The sequence below is a fragment of the Luteococcus peritonei genome (assembly GCF_039526385.1).
Classification (GTDB): Bacteria; Actinomycetota; Actinomycetes; order Propionibacteriales; family Propionibacteriaceae; genus Luteococcus; species Luteococcus peritonei.
Genome location: NZ_BAAAIX010000028.1, coordinates 87,878 through 105,837, shown reverse-complemented (window position 1 = coordinate 105,837; position 17,960 = coordinate 87,878). Strand labels below are relative to the sequence as shown.

The 17,960-nt window shown below is 69.0% G+C and carries 14 protein-coding genes and 1 pseudogene; 4 read left to right on the top strand and 11 right to left on the bottom strand.

The genetic code is table 11. The features are described 5' to 3' along the window. Nucleotides 1-16 precede the first annotated feature (16 nt). From ABD073_RS12200 to ABD073_RS12175, 6 genes and pseudogenes are all read right to left on the bottom strand, one after another. Complete coding sequence (locus ABD073_RS12200) at nt 17-2,425, bottom strand: phosphoketolase family protein (RefSeq protein WP_343874989.1); 2,409 nt, start codon at nt 2,423-2,425, stop codon at nt 17-19. Nucleotides 2,426-2,525: 100 nt separating this feature from the next. Continuing rightward, nucleotides 2,526-3,476 carry a T3SS (YopN, CesT) and YbjN peptide-binding chaperone 1 gene (locus ABD073_RS12195; protein WP_343874987.1) on the bottom strand — a complete coding sequence of 317 codons (951 nt, stop codon included), beginning with the start codon at nt 3,474-3,476 and terminating at the stop codon, nt 2,526-2,528. 54 nt (nt 3,477-3,530) lie between these two features. Next, entirely contained in the window at nt 3,531-4,478 is a 948-nt protein-coding gene (locus ABD073_RS12190) for an AEC family transporter (protein WP_343874986.1), read from the bottom strand. 128 nt (nt 4,479-4,606) lie between these two features. Further along, nucleotides 4,607-5,452, bottom strand: a complete 846-nt coding sequence (locus tag ABD073_RS12185; protein ID WP_343874985.1) for a slipin family protein — start codon at nt 5,450-5,452, stop codon at nt 4,607-4,609. Beyond that, entirely contained in the window at nt 5,449-6,135 is a 687-nt protein-coding gene (locus ABD073_RS12180) for a hypothetical protein (RefSeq protein WP_343874983.1), read from the bottom strand. The genes ABD073_RS12185 and ABD073_RS12180 overlap by 4 nt, the downstream gene beginning before the upstream one ends. Next, a pseudogene (locus tag ABD073_RS12175) lies at nt 6,135-8,441 on the bottom strand (nitric-oxide reductase large subunit). The gene ABD073_RS12180 and the pseudogene ABD073_RS12175 overlap by 1 nt, the downstream one beginning before the upstream one ends. An 85-nt stretch (nt 8,442-8,526) precedes the next feature. Between ABD073_RS12175 and ABD073_RS12170 the strand changes: the two are divergent. Together ABD073_RS12170 and ABD073_RS12165 are read left to right on the top strand one after the other, a co-directional pair. Next, complete coding sequence (locus tag ABD073_RS12170; protein ID WP_343874982.1) at nt 8,527-9,048, top strand: ferritin; 522 nt, start codon at nt 8,527-8,529, stop codon at nt 9,046-9,048. Nucleotides 9,049-9,117: 69 nt separating this feature from the next. After that, nucleotides 9,118-10,434, top strand: a complete 1,317-nt coding sequence (locus tag ABD073_RS12165) for an acyltransferase family protein (protein WP_343874980.1) — start codon at nt 9,118-9,120, stop codon at nt 10,432-10,434. Between the two features lie 138 nt (nt 10,435-10,572). On the opposite strand, the gene ABD073_RS12160 is transcribed toward ABD073_RS12165, so the two are convergent. The 4 genes from ABD073_RS12160 to ABD073_RS12145 form a co-directional block, all read right to left on the bottom strand. Next, on the bottom strand, nt 10,573-11,172 hold the full coding sequence (locus tag ABD073_RS12160) for a CueP family metal-binding protein (RefSeq protein ID WP_343874977.1): 600 nt from the start codon (nt 11,170-11,172) through the stop codon (nt 10,573-10,575). A 162-nt stretch (nt 11,173-11,334) separates the two neighbouring features. Then, complete coding sequence (locus ABD073_RS12155) at nt 11,335-14,208, bottom strand: vitamin B12-dependent ribonucleotide reductase (protein ID WP_343874975.1); 2,874 nt, start codon at nt 14,206-14,208, stop codon at nt 11,335-11,337. Nucleotides 14,209-14,311: 103 nt separating this feature from the next. Next, the gene (gene nrdR, locus ABD073_RS12150; RefSeq protein ID WP_343874974.1) at nt 14,312-14,779 is read right to left on the bottom strand and encodes a transcriptional regulator NrdR; all 468 of its coding nucleotides are present in this window, start codon (nt 14,777-14,779) and stop codon (nt 14,312-14,314) included. Between the two features lie 335 nt (nt 14,780-15,114). Then, complete coding sequence (locus tag ABD073_RS12145; protein ID WP_343874972.1) at nt 15,115-15,519, bottom strand: DUF2752 domain-containing protein; 405 nt, start codon at nt 15,517-15,519, stop codon at nt 15,115-15,117. A 145-nt stretch (nt 15,520-15,664) separates the two neighbouring features. On the opposite strand from ABD073_RS12145, the gene ABD073_RS12140 reads away from it, so the two are divergent. After that, nucleotides 15,665-16,366 (top strand): RDD family protein, encoded by a 702-nt coding sequence (locus tag ABD073_RS12140; protein ID WP_343874969.1) that lies wholly within the window; start codon nt 15,665-15,667, stop codon nt 16,364-16,366. Between the two features lie 131 nt (nt 16,367-16,497). On the opposite strand, the gene ABD073_RS12135 is transcribed toward ABD073_RS12140, so the two are convergent. Then, nucleotides 16,498-16,881, bottom strand: a complete 384-nt coding sequence (locus tag ABD073_RS12135) for a hypothetical protein (protein WP_343874966.1) — start codon at nt 16,879-16,881, stop codon at nt 16,498-16,500. 265 nt (nt 16,882-17,146) lie between these two features. Between ABD073_RS12135 and lexA the strand changes: the two genes are divergently transcribed. Further along, nucleotides 17,147-17,959, top strand: a complete 813-nt coding sequence (gene lexA, locus ABD073_RS12130; protein WP_343874964.1) for a transcriptional repressor LexA — start codon at nt 17,147-17,149, stop codon at nt 17,957-17,959. Nucleotide 17,960 lies beyond the last annotated feature (1 nt).

The following is a 17,960-nucleotide window of genomic DNA, read 5'->3' as shown; positions in this document are numbered from 1 at the left end:
CTCTCGTCGCAGATGGTCAGGAAGCCTCGTCCTCACCATTGATCTGCTGATCGTAACCGAACTTCCAGTCGCGAACCTCGGGCATGTCCTCCAGGTGCTCGACGATGTGGCTCTCGTGCTTGTCGAGCATCTGCTGGCACCACTGCTTCAGCTCGCTGGCGCCGGGAGGGGTCACCTTGGCGTTGTTGATGGCATCCATCACCAGGTGGTAGCGGCTGATCCGGTTGCGGACCACCATGTCGAAGGGCGTGGTGGTGGTGCCCTCCTCGATGAAGCCGCGCACCCGGAAGCGGTCGGCATCCGGCCGGCCGTGCACCAGCTGGTGGATGGCCCCCGGGTAGCCGTGGAAGGCGAAGACCACGTCCTTGCTGTTGGTGAACAGCTCGGCGAAGAAGGTCTCGTCCATGCCGTGCGGGTGGTCCTTGGGACGGATCAGGGTCATCAGGTCCACCACGTTGACCACGCGGGTCTTGAGCTGCGGCAGCTTGTTGCGCAGGATCTCGGCCGCCGCGACCGTCTCCATGGTGGGGATGTCACCGGCGCAGGCCAGCACGATGTCCGGCTCGCCGGCATGGGCGTCGTTGCCGGCCCAGTCCCAGATGCCAGCACCCTTGGCGCAGTGCTCGACGGCCTCATCCATGGTCAACCACTGCGGCTGCGGCTGCTTGTCGATCACCACCAGGTTCACGTAGCTGCGCGAGCGGAAGACGTGGTCGGCGACGCTGAGCAGGCAGTTGGCGTCCGGCGGCAGGTAGACGCGGGCCACCTCGCCACGCTGGGTGAGCACGTTCTGGATCAGGCCCGGGCCCTGGTGGCTGAAGCCGTTGTGGTCATTGCGCCAGCAGGTGGAGGTGAGCAGGATGTTCAGGCTGGGGATCTTGGCCCGCCAGTCCAAGTCGTTGGCCTCGTCCAACCACTTGGAGTGCTGGATGGTCTGCGAGGCGCTGACCATCGCGAAGGACTCGTAGGTGGCGAACATGCCGTGGCGGCCGGTGAGGTTGTAGGCCTCCAGCCAGCCGTGGCAGTTGTGCTCGCTGAGCACCTCCATCACGCGGCCGTCGCGGCTGAGCTTCTGGTCGGTCTCCCGCGGCGGCTCCATGAAGGCGCGGTCCGAGACCTCGAAGACGGCTCCCAGACGGTTCGAGTTGGTCTCGTCGGGCGAGAAGAGCCGGAAGTTGTCCGGATTGCGACGGTAGATCTCCGCGATGAACTCGCCCAGCTTGCGGGTGGACTCGGCGCGGTCCACGGCACGCTCGGTGATCTCGACGCCCATCTCCCGGAAGTCGGGCAGGTCCAGGTCCTTGGTGAGCAGTCCGCCGTTGGCGTGCGGGCTGGCGCTCATCCGCAGGTCACCCTCGGGATTGTTGGCGCGCACCGCGTCGGTGAAGCGGCCCTGGTCGTCGAAGAGTTCCTCGGGACGGTAGCTCTTCAGCCACTGCTCGAGCAGCGCCAGGTGGTCGGGGTCGTCCTTCACGCCGGACAGCGGCACCTGGTGCGCCTTCCAGGAGCCCTCCACCTGCTCGCCGTCCACCTCGTGCGGGCCGGTCCAGCCCTTGGGGTGGCGGAAGATGATCATCGGCCAGACCGGGCGGCGCCCGTCCCAGTCCTCGCGACGGGCTGCCTCCTGGATGCCGGTGATCTTCTCGTAGGCGGTGGCCAGCGCCTCGCTGAACAGGCGGTGGGCCTGCTCGTGCGGGGTGTCGGTGTCGATCTCGACGGTGATCACCTCGTAGCCGTGGCCCTCGAGCAGCTTGCGCACCTCGGCCTCGTCCTTGCGGCCCAGCACGGTGGGGCCGGCGATCTTGTTCTCGTTGAGGTGCAGGATCGGCAGCACGGCGCCGTCACGGGCGGGGTTGATGAAGCTGACGCCCTTCCAGGATCCCTCCAGGGGGCCGGTCTCGGCCTCGCCGTCGCCCACCACGGCGACGGTCAGCAGGTCGGGATTGTCCATCACGGAGCCGAAGGCGTGCACCAGGGCGTAGCCCAGCTCGCCACCCTCGTGGATCGAGCCCGGCGTGGTCACCGAGACATGGCTGGGGATGCCGCCCGGCGCGGAGAACTGGCGACAGAGGCGTCGCACGCCCTCGGAGTCCTGGGTGACCTTGGGGAACTTCTCGGTGTAGGTGTCCTCCAGGTAGGAGGCGGCCACCAGCGCCGGACCACCGTGACCGGGGCCGGTGATGAAGAGCGACTCCTGGCCGGTGTGGCGGATCAGCCGCGAGACGTGGGCGTAGAGGAAGCCCAGGCCGGGGCTGGTGCCCCAGTGGCCCAGCAGACGGGGCTTGATGTGCTCCGCCTTCAGCGGCTCGTCGAGCAGGGCATTGTCCATCAGGTAGATCTGGGCCACCGTCAGGTAGTTGTCGGCACGCCACCAGGCGTCGACCGCGGCGAGCTCTTGGTCAGTGATCTGCGGAAGCTTCGACATGCAGCCAACCTAACGCGAGCCACCGACACTTCCGGAAGCCTCGTCACCCGATGTTCACCCTCGGCCGAGCCGAGCCGAGCCGGGCCGACCGGGCGTCGGGCTACTCGTCCTCGTCGAAGGTGGTGCGGCCGCGCAGCTTGGCGGCCAGCTCGCCGTCCAGCAGGTCGGCGATCTGGCTCATCACCCGCACCCCCTCGTGCAGGTGGGCGGGCACGAAGGGCTGGGCCAGCAGGCTCATCGAGACGTAGACCCGGTCGCGGTGCAGGGCGAAGCGCCCGAAGCGGCTCTCGCTGTTCAGGTCGTTGAGCACCTCGACGGCGCGGCTGCGGCCCTCGACGTCGTGCACCAGGGCGCTGAAGAGCAGGATCTCGCTGTAGTCCGGCACGGTGCGCACGAAGACCATGGTGGAGCCGACACGGATGGCGATGTCGCCCTCCTGGTCGCGGATCGGCGCATGGCCGAACATGCGCGTCAGCTCCTCGTCGATCCAGCGGTCCAGCTCCTCGCGGGAGCCGGGCATCACCGCCAGCACCCCTTCCTGGGCAGGCACCTGCTCCAGCAGCGGGCCCTGGTCGCTCTCCTGCGGCTGCAGCACCTCCGCCAGCTGGTCTGGGGCCAGGAAGACCGGGTGCTGGACGCCGAAGACGTCGCGCAGGGTGGCCACCGCCAGGTCGGCCAGCTCGGTGGACTCGTCCTGCACGTGCTCGGCCCAGTACTTCGCGCTGGGGTGCTCGCCGTCGGCGTTGGGCGGGTTCCAGCCCAGGGCCTCCAACTGCTCGAGCTGGTCGACGCCGAGCTGGAAGCGCTCCCCCAGCCCGGCATTGCCGGAGGCCTCGGCGGTGACCAGGGGCTGCTCGTCGGGCCGGGAGCGCACCCCGCAGGTGAAGCTGACGTGGGGCGAGGGCTCCTCATCGGTGGACATGGTGCCGATCCGCAGCGAGGCGCCGTCCTCGATCACCGAGACCACCTCGGCCAGCCGTTCCCCGAACAGGGCCCAGGCCTGGGCGGTGCTGGCGTCGAAGTCGAAGTCCGGGCGCAGTTCGTCGGTCATCACTCATCCTCACCGGGCCGTTCCGGGCGGCCCGCAGCCAACCTAGTACAGGTCTCAGCCGATCAGCACGGCCATGGTCATGATGGTGCCGATCGAGGCGATCGAGGTGATGAAGACGACGTCGCGGGCCAGCGCCACCGACTGCTGGTAGCGCACCGCGTGGGAGAAGATGTTCTGCGCGGTGGGCAGCCCGGCCAGCACCATCACGGCCAGGGTGGTGGTGGCGTCCAGGCCGAAGAGCCGGGCCAGGCCGAGGGCGAGCAGCGGCTGCACCACCAGCTTGAGGGTGCTGGCCAGCACGGTCTCGGGCAGCTGCGGTCCCTTCCCGGGCAGGGCGCCGAGGCGCAGCGAGACGCCGAAGGCCAGCAGCATGGTGGGCACGGCCAGGTTGCCCAGCATGGTCAGCGGCTGCAGCAGCACCGTGGGGATGCTCCATCCCGCCAGGTTGATGCCCAGGCCTGCCAAGGTGCCCAGCGTCATCGGGTTGCGCAGCGGCATCAGCAGGTTCTGCAGCCAGGTGGTGGTGCCCCCCGCGCCCCGGGCCACCTCGATGTCCAGGAAGGCCAGGCCGAGCGGTTGCAGCACCCCCACCTGCACCAGCAGCAGGGGCGCGATCCAGGTCACGTCGTGCAGCACATAGGCCGCGATCGGCAGGCCCATGTTGCCGGCATTGACGTAGCAGGAGCAGAAGGTGCCGATGATGCGGTGACCCATGCCGATGCGTGAGCCGTCGGCCTCGCGCAGCACCGTGACGCTGGCCAGCAGGTAGAGCAGGCCGGTGGCCAGCGTGGCCAGCACGGTGACCACCAGGTTCTCGGCGAAGATCCGCTTCAGGTCCGCGGTGGACATCATGGTGACCATCAGCGCGGGGTTGCCGGCGAAGAAGCTGACCTTGCTCAGCATCAGCTGCGAGGAGGAGTCCAGCACCTTGCGGTGCGCCAGCAACCAGCCCACGCCCACCACGAACCAGATCGCGACGAAACCGGACAGGACGCTGAGCACCTGCGCATCCTACGGGCCCGCCGCACCGGCCGGGGCGGCCTGCCAGTGGGCAACACTCCCCCGGCACGACGACGGCCGCCGCCCCGGGCTGGGACGGCGGCCGCCCGGTGGGTGGGCTGGACCGGCGCTCAGTCCTGCGGCGCCGGGCGCGCGTCGGGTGCCGCGACCACCGGAGCAGGAGCAGCCGGGGCCGCTGGAGCCGGTGCTGCCGGCGCCTGGCCGGTCAGTCGACCCAGCAGCGGACCCACGATGTCCATCGGCAGCGGGAAGACCACCGTCGAGTTCTGGTCCGCCCCCAGCTCCAGCAGGGTCTGCAGGTAGCGCAGCTGCAGCGAGGCCGGGCTCTGGGAGAGCGTGTCGGCCGCCTGCTTGAGCTCGCCGGAGGCCTGCAGCTCGCCCCGGGCATTGATCACCTTGGCGCGACGCTCCCGCTCGGCCTCCGCCTCACGCGCCATGGCGCGCTGCATCTGCTCGGGGATCTCGACGTCCTTGATCTCCACCACGCCCACGTCGACGCCCCAGGGGCGGGTCTGCAGCTCGATGATGGTGCGCAGGTCCTTGTTCAGCTCCTCGCGGTGGGCGAGCAGGGTGTCCAGGTCTGCCCGGCCCAGGATGGAGCGCAGGGTGGTCTGCGCGATCTGGCTGGTGGCCACCGCATAGTTCTCCACTTCCATCACCGCCCTCACCGGGTCGACGACGTTGAACAGCACCACTGCGTTGACCCGAGCCGGGACGTTGTCCTTGGTGATCACCTCCTGCGGCGGGATGGTGAGGGTGACCACGCGCTGGTCCACCCGCTGCAGCTGCTCCAGGCCGGGCAGCACGACGTGCAGGCCGGGCCGGTAGAGCGGGCGCAGCCGGCCGAGCCGGAAGACCACACCGCGCTCGTACTCGCTGATGACCTTGATGCTGGTGGCGATGAAGGCGGCCACCAGGACCACCACGGCCAGCACGATGGCGATCCACGGGTTCATGCTCTTGTCTCCTTCGATTGACGGGCTCGCTTGTCGGGGCGGGCGGACACACTGCGGGCGTGCCGGTCGATCAGGGTCTCCAGGTCCACCGGTTCCCGGTCGGCGCCCGGCCGCAGCACGGGGTCGGCCAACGGCACCGAGCCGCCGGCCAGCGGGACGTGCTCGGGATAGTCCACGGGCTCGTTCCACAGGTGGCGGGCCAGCGGCACCGCCGAGGCCAGGGCCAGCACCAGCACGGCCCCCAGCAGCAGGGCCTCCAGCAGGGAGCTGGCCAGGCAGAGCTGCACCAGGGCGATGACCACCGCCAGGACCCCGACGGCCAGGGCGATGCCGCTGTGGAAGCGGCCGGTCTCCGAGTGCGGCCAGGGGTCCACCGCGCGGGTGAGCTCGCGGGGGCCCGGCGTCGGCGAGCAGCTCGCCTTCGCCGGGCACCGGCCGCAGATGGCGTGCTGGCCCTGGTAGCGCACCACCCGCTTGTCCGGGTCGAAGGCCACCGGCCACAGCCACTGGTCCTCGTGGCACTTCCAGGCGCCGGAGTCCTCGTGGTAGACGAAGTTCCCGGTGCGCCACTCCGCCGAGCGCTTGGCGCTGCGCCGGCTGACCACGTCGAAGAGCCAGCTCACCACCACCAGGCCCACGCTGTAGCAGGCGAAGAGCCAGGCCTGCAGCGAGATCTCGCTCATCAGCGCGCGGCCTGGTCCAGCCGGTCGAACAGCGGGTCCTGCTCGAACTCGTGGGTGGTGGCCCCGTGGCGCCAGTGGCGCACGCCCTGGAAGGTGATCCACAGGAAGGGCAGGCAGCCGCCCACCAGGAAGAGCACGTCACCGGGCAGCCGCAGCCACTCGATCAGCGCATTGCTGGGCGTGGTGATGTAGCCGAGCGATCGGGCCTCGTAGTAGCCGGTGCCCACCGAGTGGTAGAGCTGGGTGACGCCCAGCGGCAGCAGCGAGCCGAAGACCATCCAGGCCAGGCCGATGTTGAGGCTCCAGAAGGACCACTTCGCCGCCCGGGCCGGCCACTTCTCGTCGGGGATGAAGTAGCGCACCGCGAACATCGCCAGGCCGATCGCGAGCATGCCGTAGACGCCCATCATGGCGCCGTGGGCATGGTTCGCGGTCAGCGCCGTGCCGATCTGGTAGTAGCTGACGATCGGCAGGTTGATCAGGAAGCCGAAGACGCCGGCACCCAGGAAGTTCCAGAAGCCCACGCTCACCAGGAACATCACGGCCCAGCGGTGCGGGAAGGGATTGCCCCGGCCGGCCTCGTCGCGGGCACCGAGCTGCATGAAGGCCCACGCCTCGACGGTCAGGAAGGTCAGCGGGATGACCTCGGCGGCCGAGAAGAAGGCACCCAGCGCCATGTGCTCCACCGGGGTGCCGGAGAAGTACAGGTGGTGCATGGTGCCGATCACGCCGCCCATCGAGTACAGGATGGCGTCCATGAAGATGATGCCCAGGGCGATCTTCTCGCGCACCACGCCCAGCAGCACGAAGACATAGGCGACCATCACGGTGGTGAACAGCTCCAGGAAGTCCTCCACCCACAGGTGCACCACCCAGAAGCGCCAGAAGTCGGCGACGCTGAGGTGGGTCTCCGGGCGGGCCAGCAGGCCCACCGCGTAGAAGGCCGGGATGGTCAGCGCGGAGAAGAAGAAGAGCCAGGGCATGTTGCCCTTGTGCTCGTGGCGCAGCCGGCTGCGGATGCCGCGGTAGACGATGCCGATCCAGATGAACATGCCGGCGGTCAGCAGCACCTGGTAGACCAGCGGCAGGTCGAGCCACTCCCACTGCTGGGCGAACAGCGGGCCCTTGGCCCAGGGGACACCGTGGATGCTGAGCGCCTCACTGACCAGCGATCCCACCACGACGAAGACCACAGCGCCCAGCAGGATCCAGGTGAGCAGGTTCTGCTTCTTCGGCTCGCGACGGGCAATCAGCGGCACCAGGAAGATGCCGGCCGCCAGGAAGGAGCCCGCCGTCCAGAACAGGGAGAGCTGCAGGTGCCAGGTGCGGGCCAGGTTGAAGGGCAGCCACTGCGCCATGTCGATGCCGAAGAAGCTGGTGAGGTCGGCGCGGTAGTGCTCGGTGAGGGCACCCAGCAGGGCCTGCACCAGGAAGAGGGCGGCGATCACGAAGAAGAACCAGGCGGTCACCCGCTGGGCCGGGGTGAGGGCCACCTGTCCGGGCTGGCGGTAGCTGACCGCGGGCACCTCCTCGGAGTGCCAGCCGATCTTGCGGCTCCAGCGGCCATAGATGGCGAACAGGATGCCGGTGCCGCCGATCAGCACCACCAGGCTCATGGCGGACCAGACGATCATGTCCGCCGTCGGACTGTTGTCGACGCGCGACTCGGCCGGCCAGTTGTTGGTGTAGGAGTAGCTGTGGCCGGGACGCTCCGCGGCGGAGGCCCAGGCGGTCCAGCTGAAGAAGCTGGTCAGCGCCTTGATCTCGGTGGGATCGGTGATGAAGTCGGCGCTCAGCCCGTTGGCCTTGGCGTCCTTGCCGAAGTAGTCGGTGTAGTGCTGGGTGAGCTGCTGGTAGGCCTTTGCCTGCTCCGCGGTGAAGGTGATCCGGCCGCTGGCCTCGTCGTAGCGGTTGGTGCGGAAGTCGTCGACGACACGCTGGCGCGAGTCCTTCACCCCCTGGGCGGCGAACTGCTCGGCCACCAGGTCGGTGGAACGGCGCAGGTAGTCGGCGGTGAAGTCCGGGCCCAGTTAGGCGCCGTGGCCCACGATCGAGCCGTACTGCTGCAGGCCGCGACGCGTGAAGACCTCCTGGCCCTTGTAGATGTCGGCCCTGGTGTAGAGGGTGGTCCCGTCCGAGGCGACCACGCTGGTCGGCATCGGCATGGAGTCGGTGTAGGTGCGGTAGGCGAGCAGGCCCATCACGAAGGAGCCGAAGAGCATGACCAGTGCGACGGCCTGCACCCAGCCCTTGCCCACCATCATGGTGGCCTTCTTGAGGGGTGGTTGTTCCAGTGGGGTTGACATCTGGCTCCTCATCCAATGTTTGACACGGCTTATCCCGTTCAATTTCGCACGCTAGCACTTCCGTGCTCTTGTTAGCGTTGGAGCCATGAAGATGACCCAGGAGATGGAGAAGCTGTTCAACGACCAGATCACCCTCGAGCTGGAGGCCTCCACGGTCTACCGCCAGCTCGCGATCGAGGTCGACGCCCAGGACCTGCCGGGCATGGCCGCCTGGCTGCGCCACCAGGCCGACGAGGAGATCGTCCACGCCAACAAGTTCATCGACCACCTGCTGGACCGCGACAACCACCCGCGCATCGGCACCATCGCCGCCCCCGAGATGGCGGCGAGCATGACCCCGCTCGATGTCTTCACCGCAGCCCTCGAGCACGAGCAGAAGGTCTCCGAGGCGATCCGCAACCTCTACCGCGAGGGAGATGCCGCCGGAGACCTCGACTCCCGCCCGCTGCTCAGCTGGTTCATCGAGGAGCAGATCGAGGAGGAGAGCACGGTCAGCGAGATCGTCGGGCGGATCAAGCTGATCGACGACGACGGCCCCGGCCTGCTGCGCCTGGACCAGGAGCTGGGCCAGCGCCCCGCCGAGAGCACGGAGAACACCGGCGCCTGAGTCGGACACGACCCGCACCCTGCGCGGGCATCACGGGCGGACGACCCAGCCGGCCCTAGGCTGGCGGCCATGCCGCCCACCAGCACCACCACGGAGCGCGAGCTGCTGATCGATGCGGCTCGCGCTCTGTCCGTATGTCTGGTGGTCCTCTTCCATGCCGGCCTGTGGCGCGTCTCCCACGGACCGCAGGGCTGGACCGCCCGCACCATGGAGCTGGGGCCGGTGGGCTGGTACGGCAGCTGGCTGCTGATGGTGATGCCGGTCTTCTTCGTGGCCGGCGGATATGCCCACGCCGTCGTGGTGGACAAGATGCACCGGCGTGGCACCGGCCTGGCCCACTACTGGGCCAACCGGGGACGGCGTCTGGTGGGCCCCACCACCGAGTTCGTCACCATCTTCGCCGTGCCCGCCACCATTGCCGCCTGGACCGGCCACCTGGACCAGGCCGTCTTCGTCAGCCACAACCTCACCAAGCTGCTCTGGTTCCTGGTCACCTACCTGCTCATCGTGCTGCTGGCCCCGGCCCTGGTGGCCGCGCACGACCGCTTCGGTCACCTGGCCACGGCCGCCCTGTTCGCGGCGGCCACCGCGGTGGACCTGTGGGCCATCCGCACCGACAACCTGGACCTGCGCTACTGGAACCTGGCCTTCGCCTGGCTGGCCTGCCACCAGATCGGCATCGCCCACCAGCGCGGCTTCCTGCGCCGCGGGCCGCTGTGGCAGCCGCTGGCCGCGATCGCCGTCGGGGTGGCGATGATCGTGCTGCTGCTGCACTCCGGCTGGCCGGTGCCGGCCCTGGGCATGGGCTCGCGGTGGGTCTCCAACCTGCAGCCGCCCACGGTGGCGATGGCCTGGCTCGCCCTGGCGCAGACCGGCGTGCTGGGCCTGCTCTCGCACCGCGACCACCCAGTGCTGCGCCGGCCCCGCGTGAACCGGGCCATGACGGTGGTCAACGCCCTGCTGATGACCATCTACCTGTGGCACATGCCGTGCGTGGTGGCCGCCTTCGGCGTCGGCATCGGGCTGGGCATGCTGTGGCCCTCACTGGCCGGCGTCTTCACCTTCCCGCTGTTCACGCTGGTGGTGGCCCTGGTGCTGCTGGCCGTGGTGGTGCCGCTGGTGGCCCGGCTGGACGCGGCACTCATCCCGCCGCTCGGTGAGCGTCAGAACGGTCCGGTCGCGGCGGCCGCCCTGGTGCTGCTCACTGTCTCGATGGTCGGTCTGTGGCGCCACGGCCTGGTGGTGCACCCCTCCCAGCCGCGGTCCTCGCTGGGTGTGCTGGGCACCTGGCTGGGCTCGGCCCTGCTCGCCTGGGCAGCACGACGCCCGGCCCTCACCACGGGCAGAGCGACCTGGGCTTTGTCTGGGGCCTGGTCCACGGTCTGACGCAGGTTGGTTCCACTGCGGTCTTCCCCCTGGTGATCTCGCTCGTCTTCGGCGTCGTCCACCTCGTCCTGCGACGGCGATTCGCCGCCACCTGGGCGCTGCTGTGCCAGGGCTTCGTGCTCCAAGGGCCGGGAGGCCTCAGGCCACCTGGAGAGTGGTCAGGCAGGTGGGGCTGTCGGCCGTGGTGGAGAAGGGGACGGTGCCGGTGCGCCCGTCGAGGGTGACGGTGACCTTGCCGGAGATGTCGCGCGGCAGCCAGAAGCCGACGAAGCCGTTGGAGTGGGTGGTGGCATCGGTGTCCACGAGGGTGGCGCCCTGGGCGTCGGTGATCGTGACGTGGACCGGCTTGCCGGTCTGCTCGCCCTGGCAGCCGGACAGGCTGTGGGCGAAGCACTCGTGGGTCTGGTCCACGTACGGCGCGATGGACAGGTAGAACTTGCCGTTGCGGATCGGGAGCTCGCGCTCCCCCTGCTCGTCGGCCAGCACCAGCTTGTCGTAGCGCACCGAGGCCTTCATGTCGACGGGTCGCGGCGTGCTCGAGGCCTCCATCGCCTCGATCACGGCCACCGCGTCGCTCTGGTCCACGCCGAGCTGCTGCAGCCAACCGCCGCCGGCGGGGCTGGCCGCCGATGCGGCAGCCGAGGGCGCGGTGGTGGACTCCGCAGCCGGCGTCGAGGAGGAGCAGGCGCTGAGCAGCAGACATCCAACGGCCAGCAGGGCGAGGGGGCGGCGGGTCATCGAGATCTCCTTCTCAGCAGGCGAACGGGAATTGACCCCTAGACTACCGAGCCAATTCCCGCTGGCCGGGACCGGGTCCGTTCCTCGGCACAGCACTCCCCCGGCATGCGACCGGCGGCGCACCCGCGAGGGATGCGCCGCCGGTCAGGAGCGTGCCGTGGATCAGCTGCAGCCGCTGGTGGAGCCGCAGCCCTCGCAGACGTAGCAGGAACCGGAGGGACGCATCTTGGTGCCGCAGGTCAGGCAGAGCGGCGCGTCGATGGCGTGGCCGGTGACGTTCTCCATCATCTCCGTGGTGGTGTGCGCACCCGCGGTGACGTCCTGGCTCTCCTGGTTCGCCGGGCTGACCTGGATCAGCGAGGGCTGCACCGGGCCGCGCTCGTCCACCCGCAGGTCGTCGGCCGCGTCGTTCTTGAGCGATTCGGACTCGGGCATGTCGGCCTCGTCCTCCTCGCTCAGGTAGGAGCCGGTCTCCACGTAGCGGGCGCGCTCGGCGGAGGTGAAGATGCCCAGCTCGCTGCGCTCGTCGAAGGACAGGTAGTCCAGCGCCAGACGGCGGAAGATGTAGTCCATGATCGACTGGGCGATACGGATGTCCGGGTCGTCGGTCATGCCGGCCGGCTCGAACTTCTGGTTGGTGAACTTCTGGACGTAGGTCTCCAGCGGCACGCCGTACTGCAGCGCGATGGAGATCGCGATCGAGAAGGCGTCCATCACGCCGGCCAGGGTGGAGCCCTGCTTGCCGAGCTTGAGGAAGACCTCACCGAGCTCCCCGTTGGCGTACTCGCTGGAGGTCATGTAGCCCTCGGCGCCACCCACGGTGAAGCTGGTGGTGCGGCCCACACGGGACTTGGGCAGGCGCTGGCGACGCGGGCGGTACTCGACGCGCACCTCGGGAGCAACGGCCTCGGGCGCCTTCTCCTCCTTCTTCTTGGCGTCGGACAGCGGCTGGCCCACCTTGCAGTTGTCGCGGTAGACGGCCAGGGCCTTGAGGCCCATCCGCCAGCCCTGCAGGTAGACGTCGGCGATCTCCTCGACAGTGGCGCTCTCCGGCAGGTTGACCGTCTTGGAGATGGCACCCGACAGGAAGGGCTGCACCGCGGCCATCATGCGCACGTGGCCCATCGGCTTGATGGCGCGCGCGCCCATGGCGCAGTCGAAGACCTCGTAGTCGGCGGTGCGCAGGTGCGGCGCGCCGATCACGTGGCCGTGCTCGGCGATGTAGGACACCACGGCATCGGCCTGCTCGCGGGTGTAGCCCAGGTTCTTCAGGGCCCGCGGGATGGTCTGGTTGACGATCTGCATGGAGCCGCCGCCGACCAGCTTCTTGAACTTGACCAGGCTGAAGTCGGGCTCCACGCCGGTGGTGTCGCAGTCCATCATGAAGCCGATGGTGCCGGTGGGGGCCAGCACGGAGGCCTGGGCGTTGCGGTAGCCGTTCTCGATGCCCAGCTGGACCACCTGGTCCCACTGCTCGCCGGCAGCCTTGGCCACCAGCTGGTCGTTGCCGCCCAGCGGACGCAGTGCGTCGTTGGCGGACTGGTGCTTGCGCATCACCTTCTTGTGCGCGTCGGCATTCTCCTCGAAGCCGTTGTACGGGCCCACCACTGCGGCGAGCTCGGCGGAGCGACGGTAGGAGGTGCCGGTCATCAGCGAGGTGATGGCGGCGGCCAGCTGGCGGCCACCCTCGGAGTCGTAGCCCTTGCCGAGCGCCATCAGCAGGGCGCCCAGGTTGGCGTAGCCGATGCCGAGCTGGCGGAAGTTGCGGGTGGTCTCGCCGATGGACTCGGTCGGGAAGTCGGCGAAGCAGATGCTGATGTCCATCGCGGTGATGATCAGCTCGACGGCCTTGGTGAAGCGCTCCACGTCGAAGACGTCGTCCTCGGCCAGGAACTTCAGCAGGTTGAGGCTGGCCAGGTTGCAGGACGAGTTGTCCAGGCTCATGTACTCGCTGCAGGGGTTCGAGGCGGTGATCGGACCGGTCACCGGGTTGGTGTGCCAGGCATTGATGGTGTCGTCGTACTGGATGCCCGGATCGGCGCACTCCCAGGCGGCCTTGGCGATCTTGTTGAACAGCTCGGTGGCCTTGACCTCCTCGATCACCGAACCATCGGTGCGCGAGCGCAGCCCGAACAGCGAGTCGGACTCGACGGCCTGCATGAACTCGTCGCTGACACGCACCGAGTTGTTGGCGTTCTGGTACTGGACGCTGGTGATGTCCTTGCCGCCCAGGTCCATGTCGAAGCCGGCGTCGCGCAGGGCGCGGATCTTGTCCTCCTCGCGCGCCTTGGTCTCGACGAACTCCTCGATGTCGGGGTGGTCGACGTCCAGCACGACCATCTTGGCGGCGCGACGGGTGGCGCCACCGGACTTGATGGTGCCGGCCGAGGCATCGGCGCCACGCATGAAGGAGACCGGGCCGGAGGCGGTGCCGCCGGAGCTGAGCAGCTCCTTGGAGGAGCGGATCCGCGACAGGTTCAGGCCGGCGCCGGAGCCGCCCTTGAAGATGAAGCCCTCCTCGCGGTACCAGTTCAGGATCGAGTCCATGGAGTCGTCGACCGAGAGGATGAAGCAGGCGCTGACCTGCTGCGGGCTGGCGGTGCCCACGTTGAACCAGACCGGGGAGTTGAAGCTGAAGTACTGGTGCAGCAGCATCCAGGTGAGCTCGTCCTCGAAGACCTGCGCGTCGGCGGCGGAGGCGAAGTAGCCGTTGTCCAGGCCGGCCTTGGAGTAGGTCTTCACGACGCGGTCGATGAGCTGGCGCAGGCCGGTCTCGCGGGCCTCGGTGCCCAGCGCACCGCGGAAGTACTTGGTGGTGACGATGGTGGAGGCGTTGACGCTCCAGAAGTCGGGGAAGTCCACGCCCTTCTGCTCGAAGACGTTCTCGCCGGTCTTCCAGTTGGTCTGGACGACGTCGCGCTTCTCCCAGGTGACCTCGTCGTAGGGGTGCACGCCCTCGGTGGAGAAGACACGCTCGATCTTCAAGCCCTCGGGCTTGCTGTTCCTGCGGCGCGTCGTCCGGGTGGTCTCGCTCATCTGTACTGGCCTTCCGCCTTCATAGGGGTGTTGTCTGGTCGTGCTCTTGGATCTGGTGCAGGGCGCGCTGCGCCCCGCGGGTGGTGCTCGCTGGGCCGGCTGGTCAGCCCGAGGCGCCGCCGGGACCGCTCTGCTCACGCAGGTTGGCGATCTCGGCCTCGAAGTCATCGACGCTCTGGTAGTGCTTGTAGACGCTCGCGAACCGCAGGTAGGCGACGGCGTCGAGCTTGCGGAGCGGGGCCAGGATGGCCACGCCCACCTCGTCGGTGGGCACCTCCGCCAGGCCGGAGGCGCGCAACGTCTCCTCCACCTGCTGCCCCAGCCGGGCCAGGTCGGCCTCGCTGACCGGTCGACCCTTGCAGGCCTTGCGGACACCGGAGATGACCTTGTCGCGGTTGAAGGGTTCCACCACGCCGGTCTTCTTCTTCACGACCAGCTGCATCTGCTCGATGGTGGTGAACCGTCGGTCGCACTCGCCGCACTGGCGCCGACGGCGGATGCTGCACCCGTCGTCGGTGACCCGGGAGTCGAGCACGCGCGTGTCGCCATGACGGCAGAACGGGCAGTGCATGGTGCTCCCTTCGGGCGAGCTGAGGGCATGCCGGTGGCCCGGACAGGCCCCCCGGCTGTGGATGGTGATGTGGACAGCCTGTGGACAAGCGGTGGACAAAAACCACAACTTGTGGATGAACCACAGGTTTGTAACCACTAGATGTAGATACCGTAGGTCGGCGTCACCACAAGGTCAAGCTGGACGCGCGGCCATTCAGGGCTGCGGCGCAGGCCCGGCAGCGACACGCCGGGCGATCCTTGGCACGCCCCGCGGGGAGCGGCCTGCCGGAGGTCGGTCGAGTACCGAAATCTTCAGTTTGGCGACACGCCGGACCGGGCGTGTCGCCCTGGGGATCAGGCCAGGTTGCGCCACAGCGCGAAGCCCAGGCCGACGATGCCGAGCACCAGCAGGACCCGGTCCCCCGAGAGCGGTCGCCACCGCCGCGGCGGTCGCAGCGCGGGTCCGCCGAGCGCCTCCACCGTCCAGGCCAGGGTGGACAACGCCAGACCCGCCAGCAGCAGCATGGCGAAGGGGTTCGCGGCCCAGGCCTGGCCGACGTGCCCGTGCAGCAGCGCCAGACCGCCGGTGGTGGCCCCACAGAGCGGGCAGAGCAGTCCCGTGGTAGCCCGCAGCGGGCAGGGCAGGCCCCGTCCGAGCAGCATCACAGCTGCGCCCTGGGCCCCGCAGACAGCGGCAAAACTCGCCACGGCGCGCAGCGCTCGGGTCGAGCTGAAGGGCTCGGCGGCATCGCAGGACATGGAGCCATTGTGACGCGTGGCCGGCCCACCCCCTGGACGGGAGACCATCGAGCGCCGAGGCACGCCGCCCGCCTCCCCGAAGGCGACCCTCTGTCCCCCTACCATCAACTTGTTCCGTCAACCGATGCCTTCCCAGGAGTCTTCCGTGAGCAACGACCCGACCAACCACCAGGGCCAGGTGCCCGAGGGCAGCTGGCCCGACAACCAGCACAATGCGGGCAGCCAGAACCCCTACGGCACCGCCCCCACCGACCCCTACGCCGCCTCTGCCCCGCAGAGCGACCCGTACGGCACCTCCGTCCCGCAGAGCGATCCCTATGGCACGGCCCCGGCCGATCCCTACGGCCAGCAGGCCGGCTACGTCGCTCCGGGCGCCGGCTACGGCCAGCCCGCCTACGGCTACCAGCCCGGTGCCGCCACCCCGCAGCTCTCGAGCTGGTTCAAGCGCGTGGCCGCCAACATCATCGACTCGATCCCCGGTGCGATCCTGGGTGGCATCGCGAGCAACTTCATGCCCGATTACGACCAGAACACCGGGGCGCAGCTCACCGACGGCAACTGGCCGGTGGCCATGGTCTTCCTGGCGCTGGCCTTCGGCTGGACGCTGTGGAACCGCTGGCTGCGCGCCGGCCGCACCGGCCAGAGCGTCGGCAAGTCCGTGCTGGGCATCAAGCTGCTCGACGAGATGACCGGCCAGCCGATCGGCGCCGGCAAGGCCTTCCTCCGCGACATCTGCCACGTCCTGGACAACATCTGCTACATCGGCTACCTGTGGCCGCTGTGGGATGCCAAGCGCCAGACCTTCGCCGACAAGATCATGAAGACCGTGGTCGTCGACGCCAAGTGATCCACCTCGTCGTGCCACCGGCACGCTGAGCGACAATGGCCTCCAGCACTCGGGCTGGGGGCCATTGTCATGCGGTGGACCAGTCACGTCGTGGCGACGGAGCACCCGGAGGCGACGCGGGTTGAGGAGCCTCAGCGCTGCAGTGCGATGCTCACGTCCTGCTGGGCGGGCTGCTGCTCCAGCGGGGCGTTGCTGACCCCGAAGAAGGCCACCAAGCCGACGGTCACCGTGGCGACGGTCAGCACTGCCAGCAGCACCATGACGGCCAGCAGGCCGCGGTCGGTGAGGCGCACCGGACCCATGGGCTGGGCCGCAGCATGCGCCCGGGTGGCGGTACGCGGCGCCAGCACCAGCTCGATCGGCCGGCCGGCCACGACCGGCCCGGCGGGCTGGGCGGGGCGGGCAAGGGGTGCCGTGGCGGCCTGGGGCCTCGCCACGGGGCCACGCAGGGACTCCCGACGGCGACGGTGCTTCACCGGGGTGACGGTGCTGCGGGCAGTCAGTGTTGCGCTCATCTCGTACTCCTTGTCCTGGCGAACCTCTTCCGTGGGCCATCCGCCCTCGAACAGGTGTTCGATGCCATCACACTAGCGCCGCCAGGCCCGTCAATCAAACATCCATTCGAATGACGTGATCTTTTCGTGATCCTGGACCGCGGCCCCGGGCGACTGGAAGGAGTCAAACAGGCGCCTCTGACAATTTTTTCGCGGCCGCCCGACACGCGCCCACCAGATCGAACAGGTGTTTGAATCACCTCGCGTGAAGCACTACTGTCGAGCCATGGCGACAGGCGACGAGAAGCAGAGCACGGGCGGACGCCCCGGCACCCGGCGCGGGGTCGGCCGGCCCACCAACGAACAGGTTCGTCAGGAGCTGGCCGGGCCAGGACGTGGGCGCAAGGAGCAGCCCGCCACCGTGGACGCCGACGGCCTGACCGCGCGCCAGCGTCGCATCCTGGTGATCATCCGCGACGTGACCGCCTCGCGCGGCTACCCGCCGAGCATTCGCGAGATCTGCGATGCCGCCGGCCTGGCCTCCTCCTCCAGCGTCGCCCACCAGCTCAAGCAGCTGGAGGCCAAGGGCTATGTGCACCGCGACCCGAACCGGCCGCGGGCCATGGAACTGAACCTGCCCAGCTCGCTGCAGCCGCGCACCCCCGCCCCGGCCAGCGCGCCGGAGGTGGACGGGGACGTCACGGGCCTGCACGACTCCTTCCCCAGCGCGGTCAACGTGCCCATGGTGGGGCGGATCGCGGCCGGCGGCCCGATCCTGGCCGAGGAGCGCGTCGAGGACGTCTTCCCCCTGCCCAAGCAGCTGGTCGGTGAGGGGACGGTCTTCCTGCTGGAGGTGCACGGCGACTCCATGGTGGATGCCGCGATCTGCGACGGCGACTACGTCGTGGTCCGGCAGCAGAACGATGCCGTCAACGGTGACATCGTGGCGGCCCTGCTGGACGACGAGGCCACCGTCAAGACCTTCCGACGTGAGCCCGGCCAGGTCTGGCTGATGCCGCACAACGAGAACTACTCCCCCATCGACGGCAACCACGCCACCATCCTCGGCAAGGTGGTCGCGGTGCTGCGCCGCGTCTGAG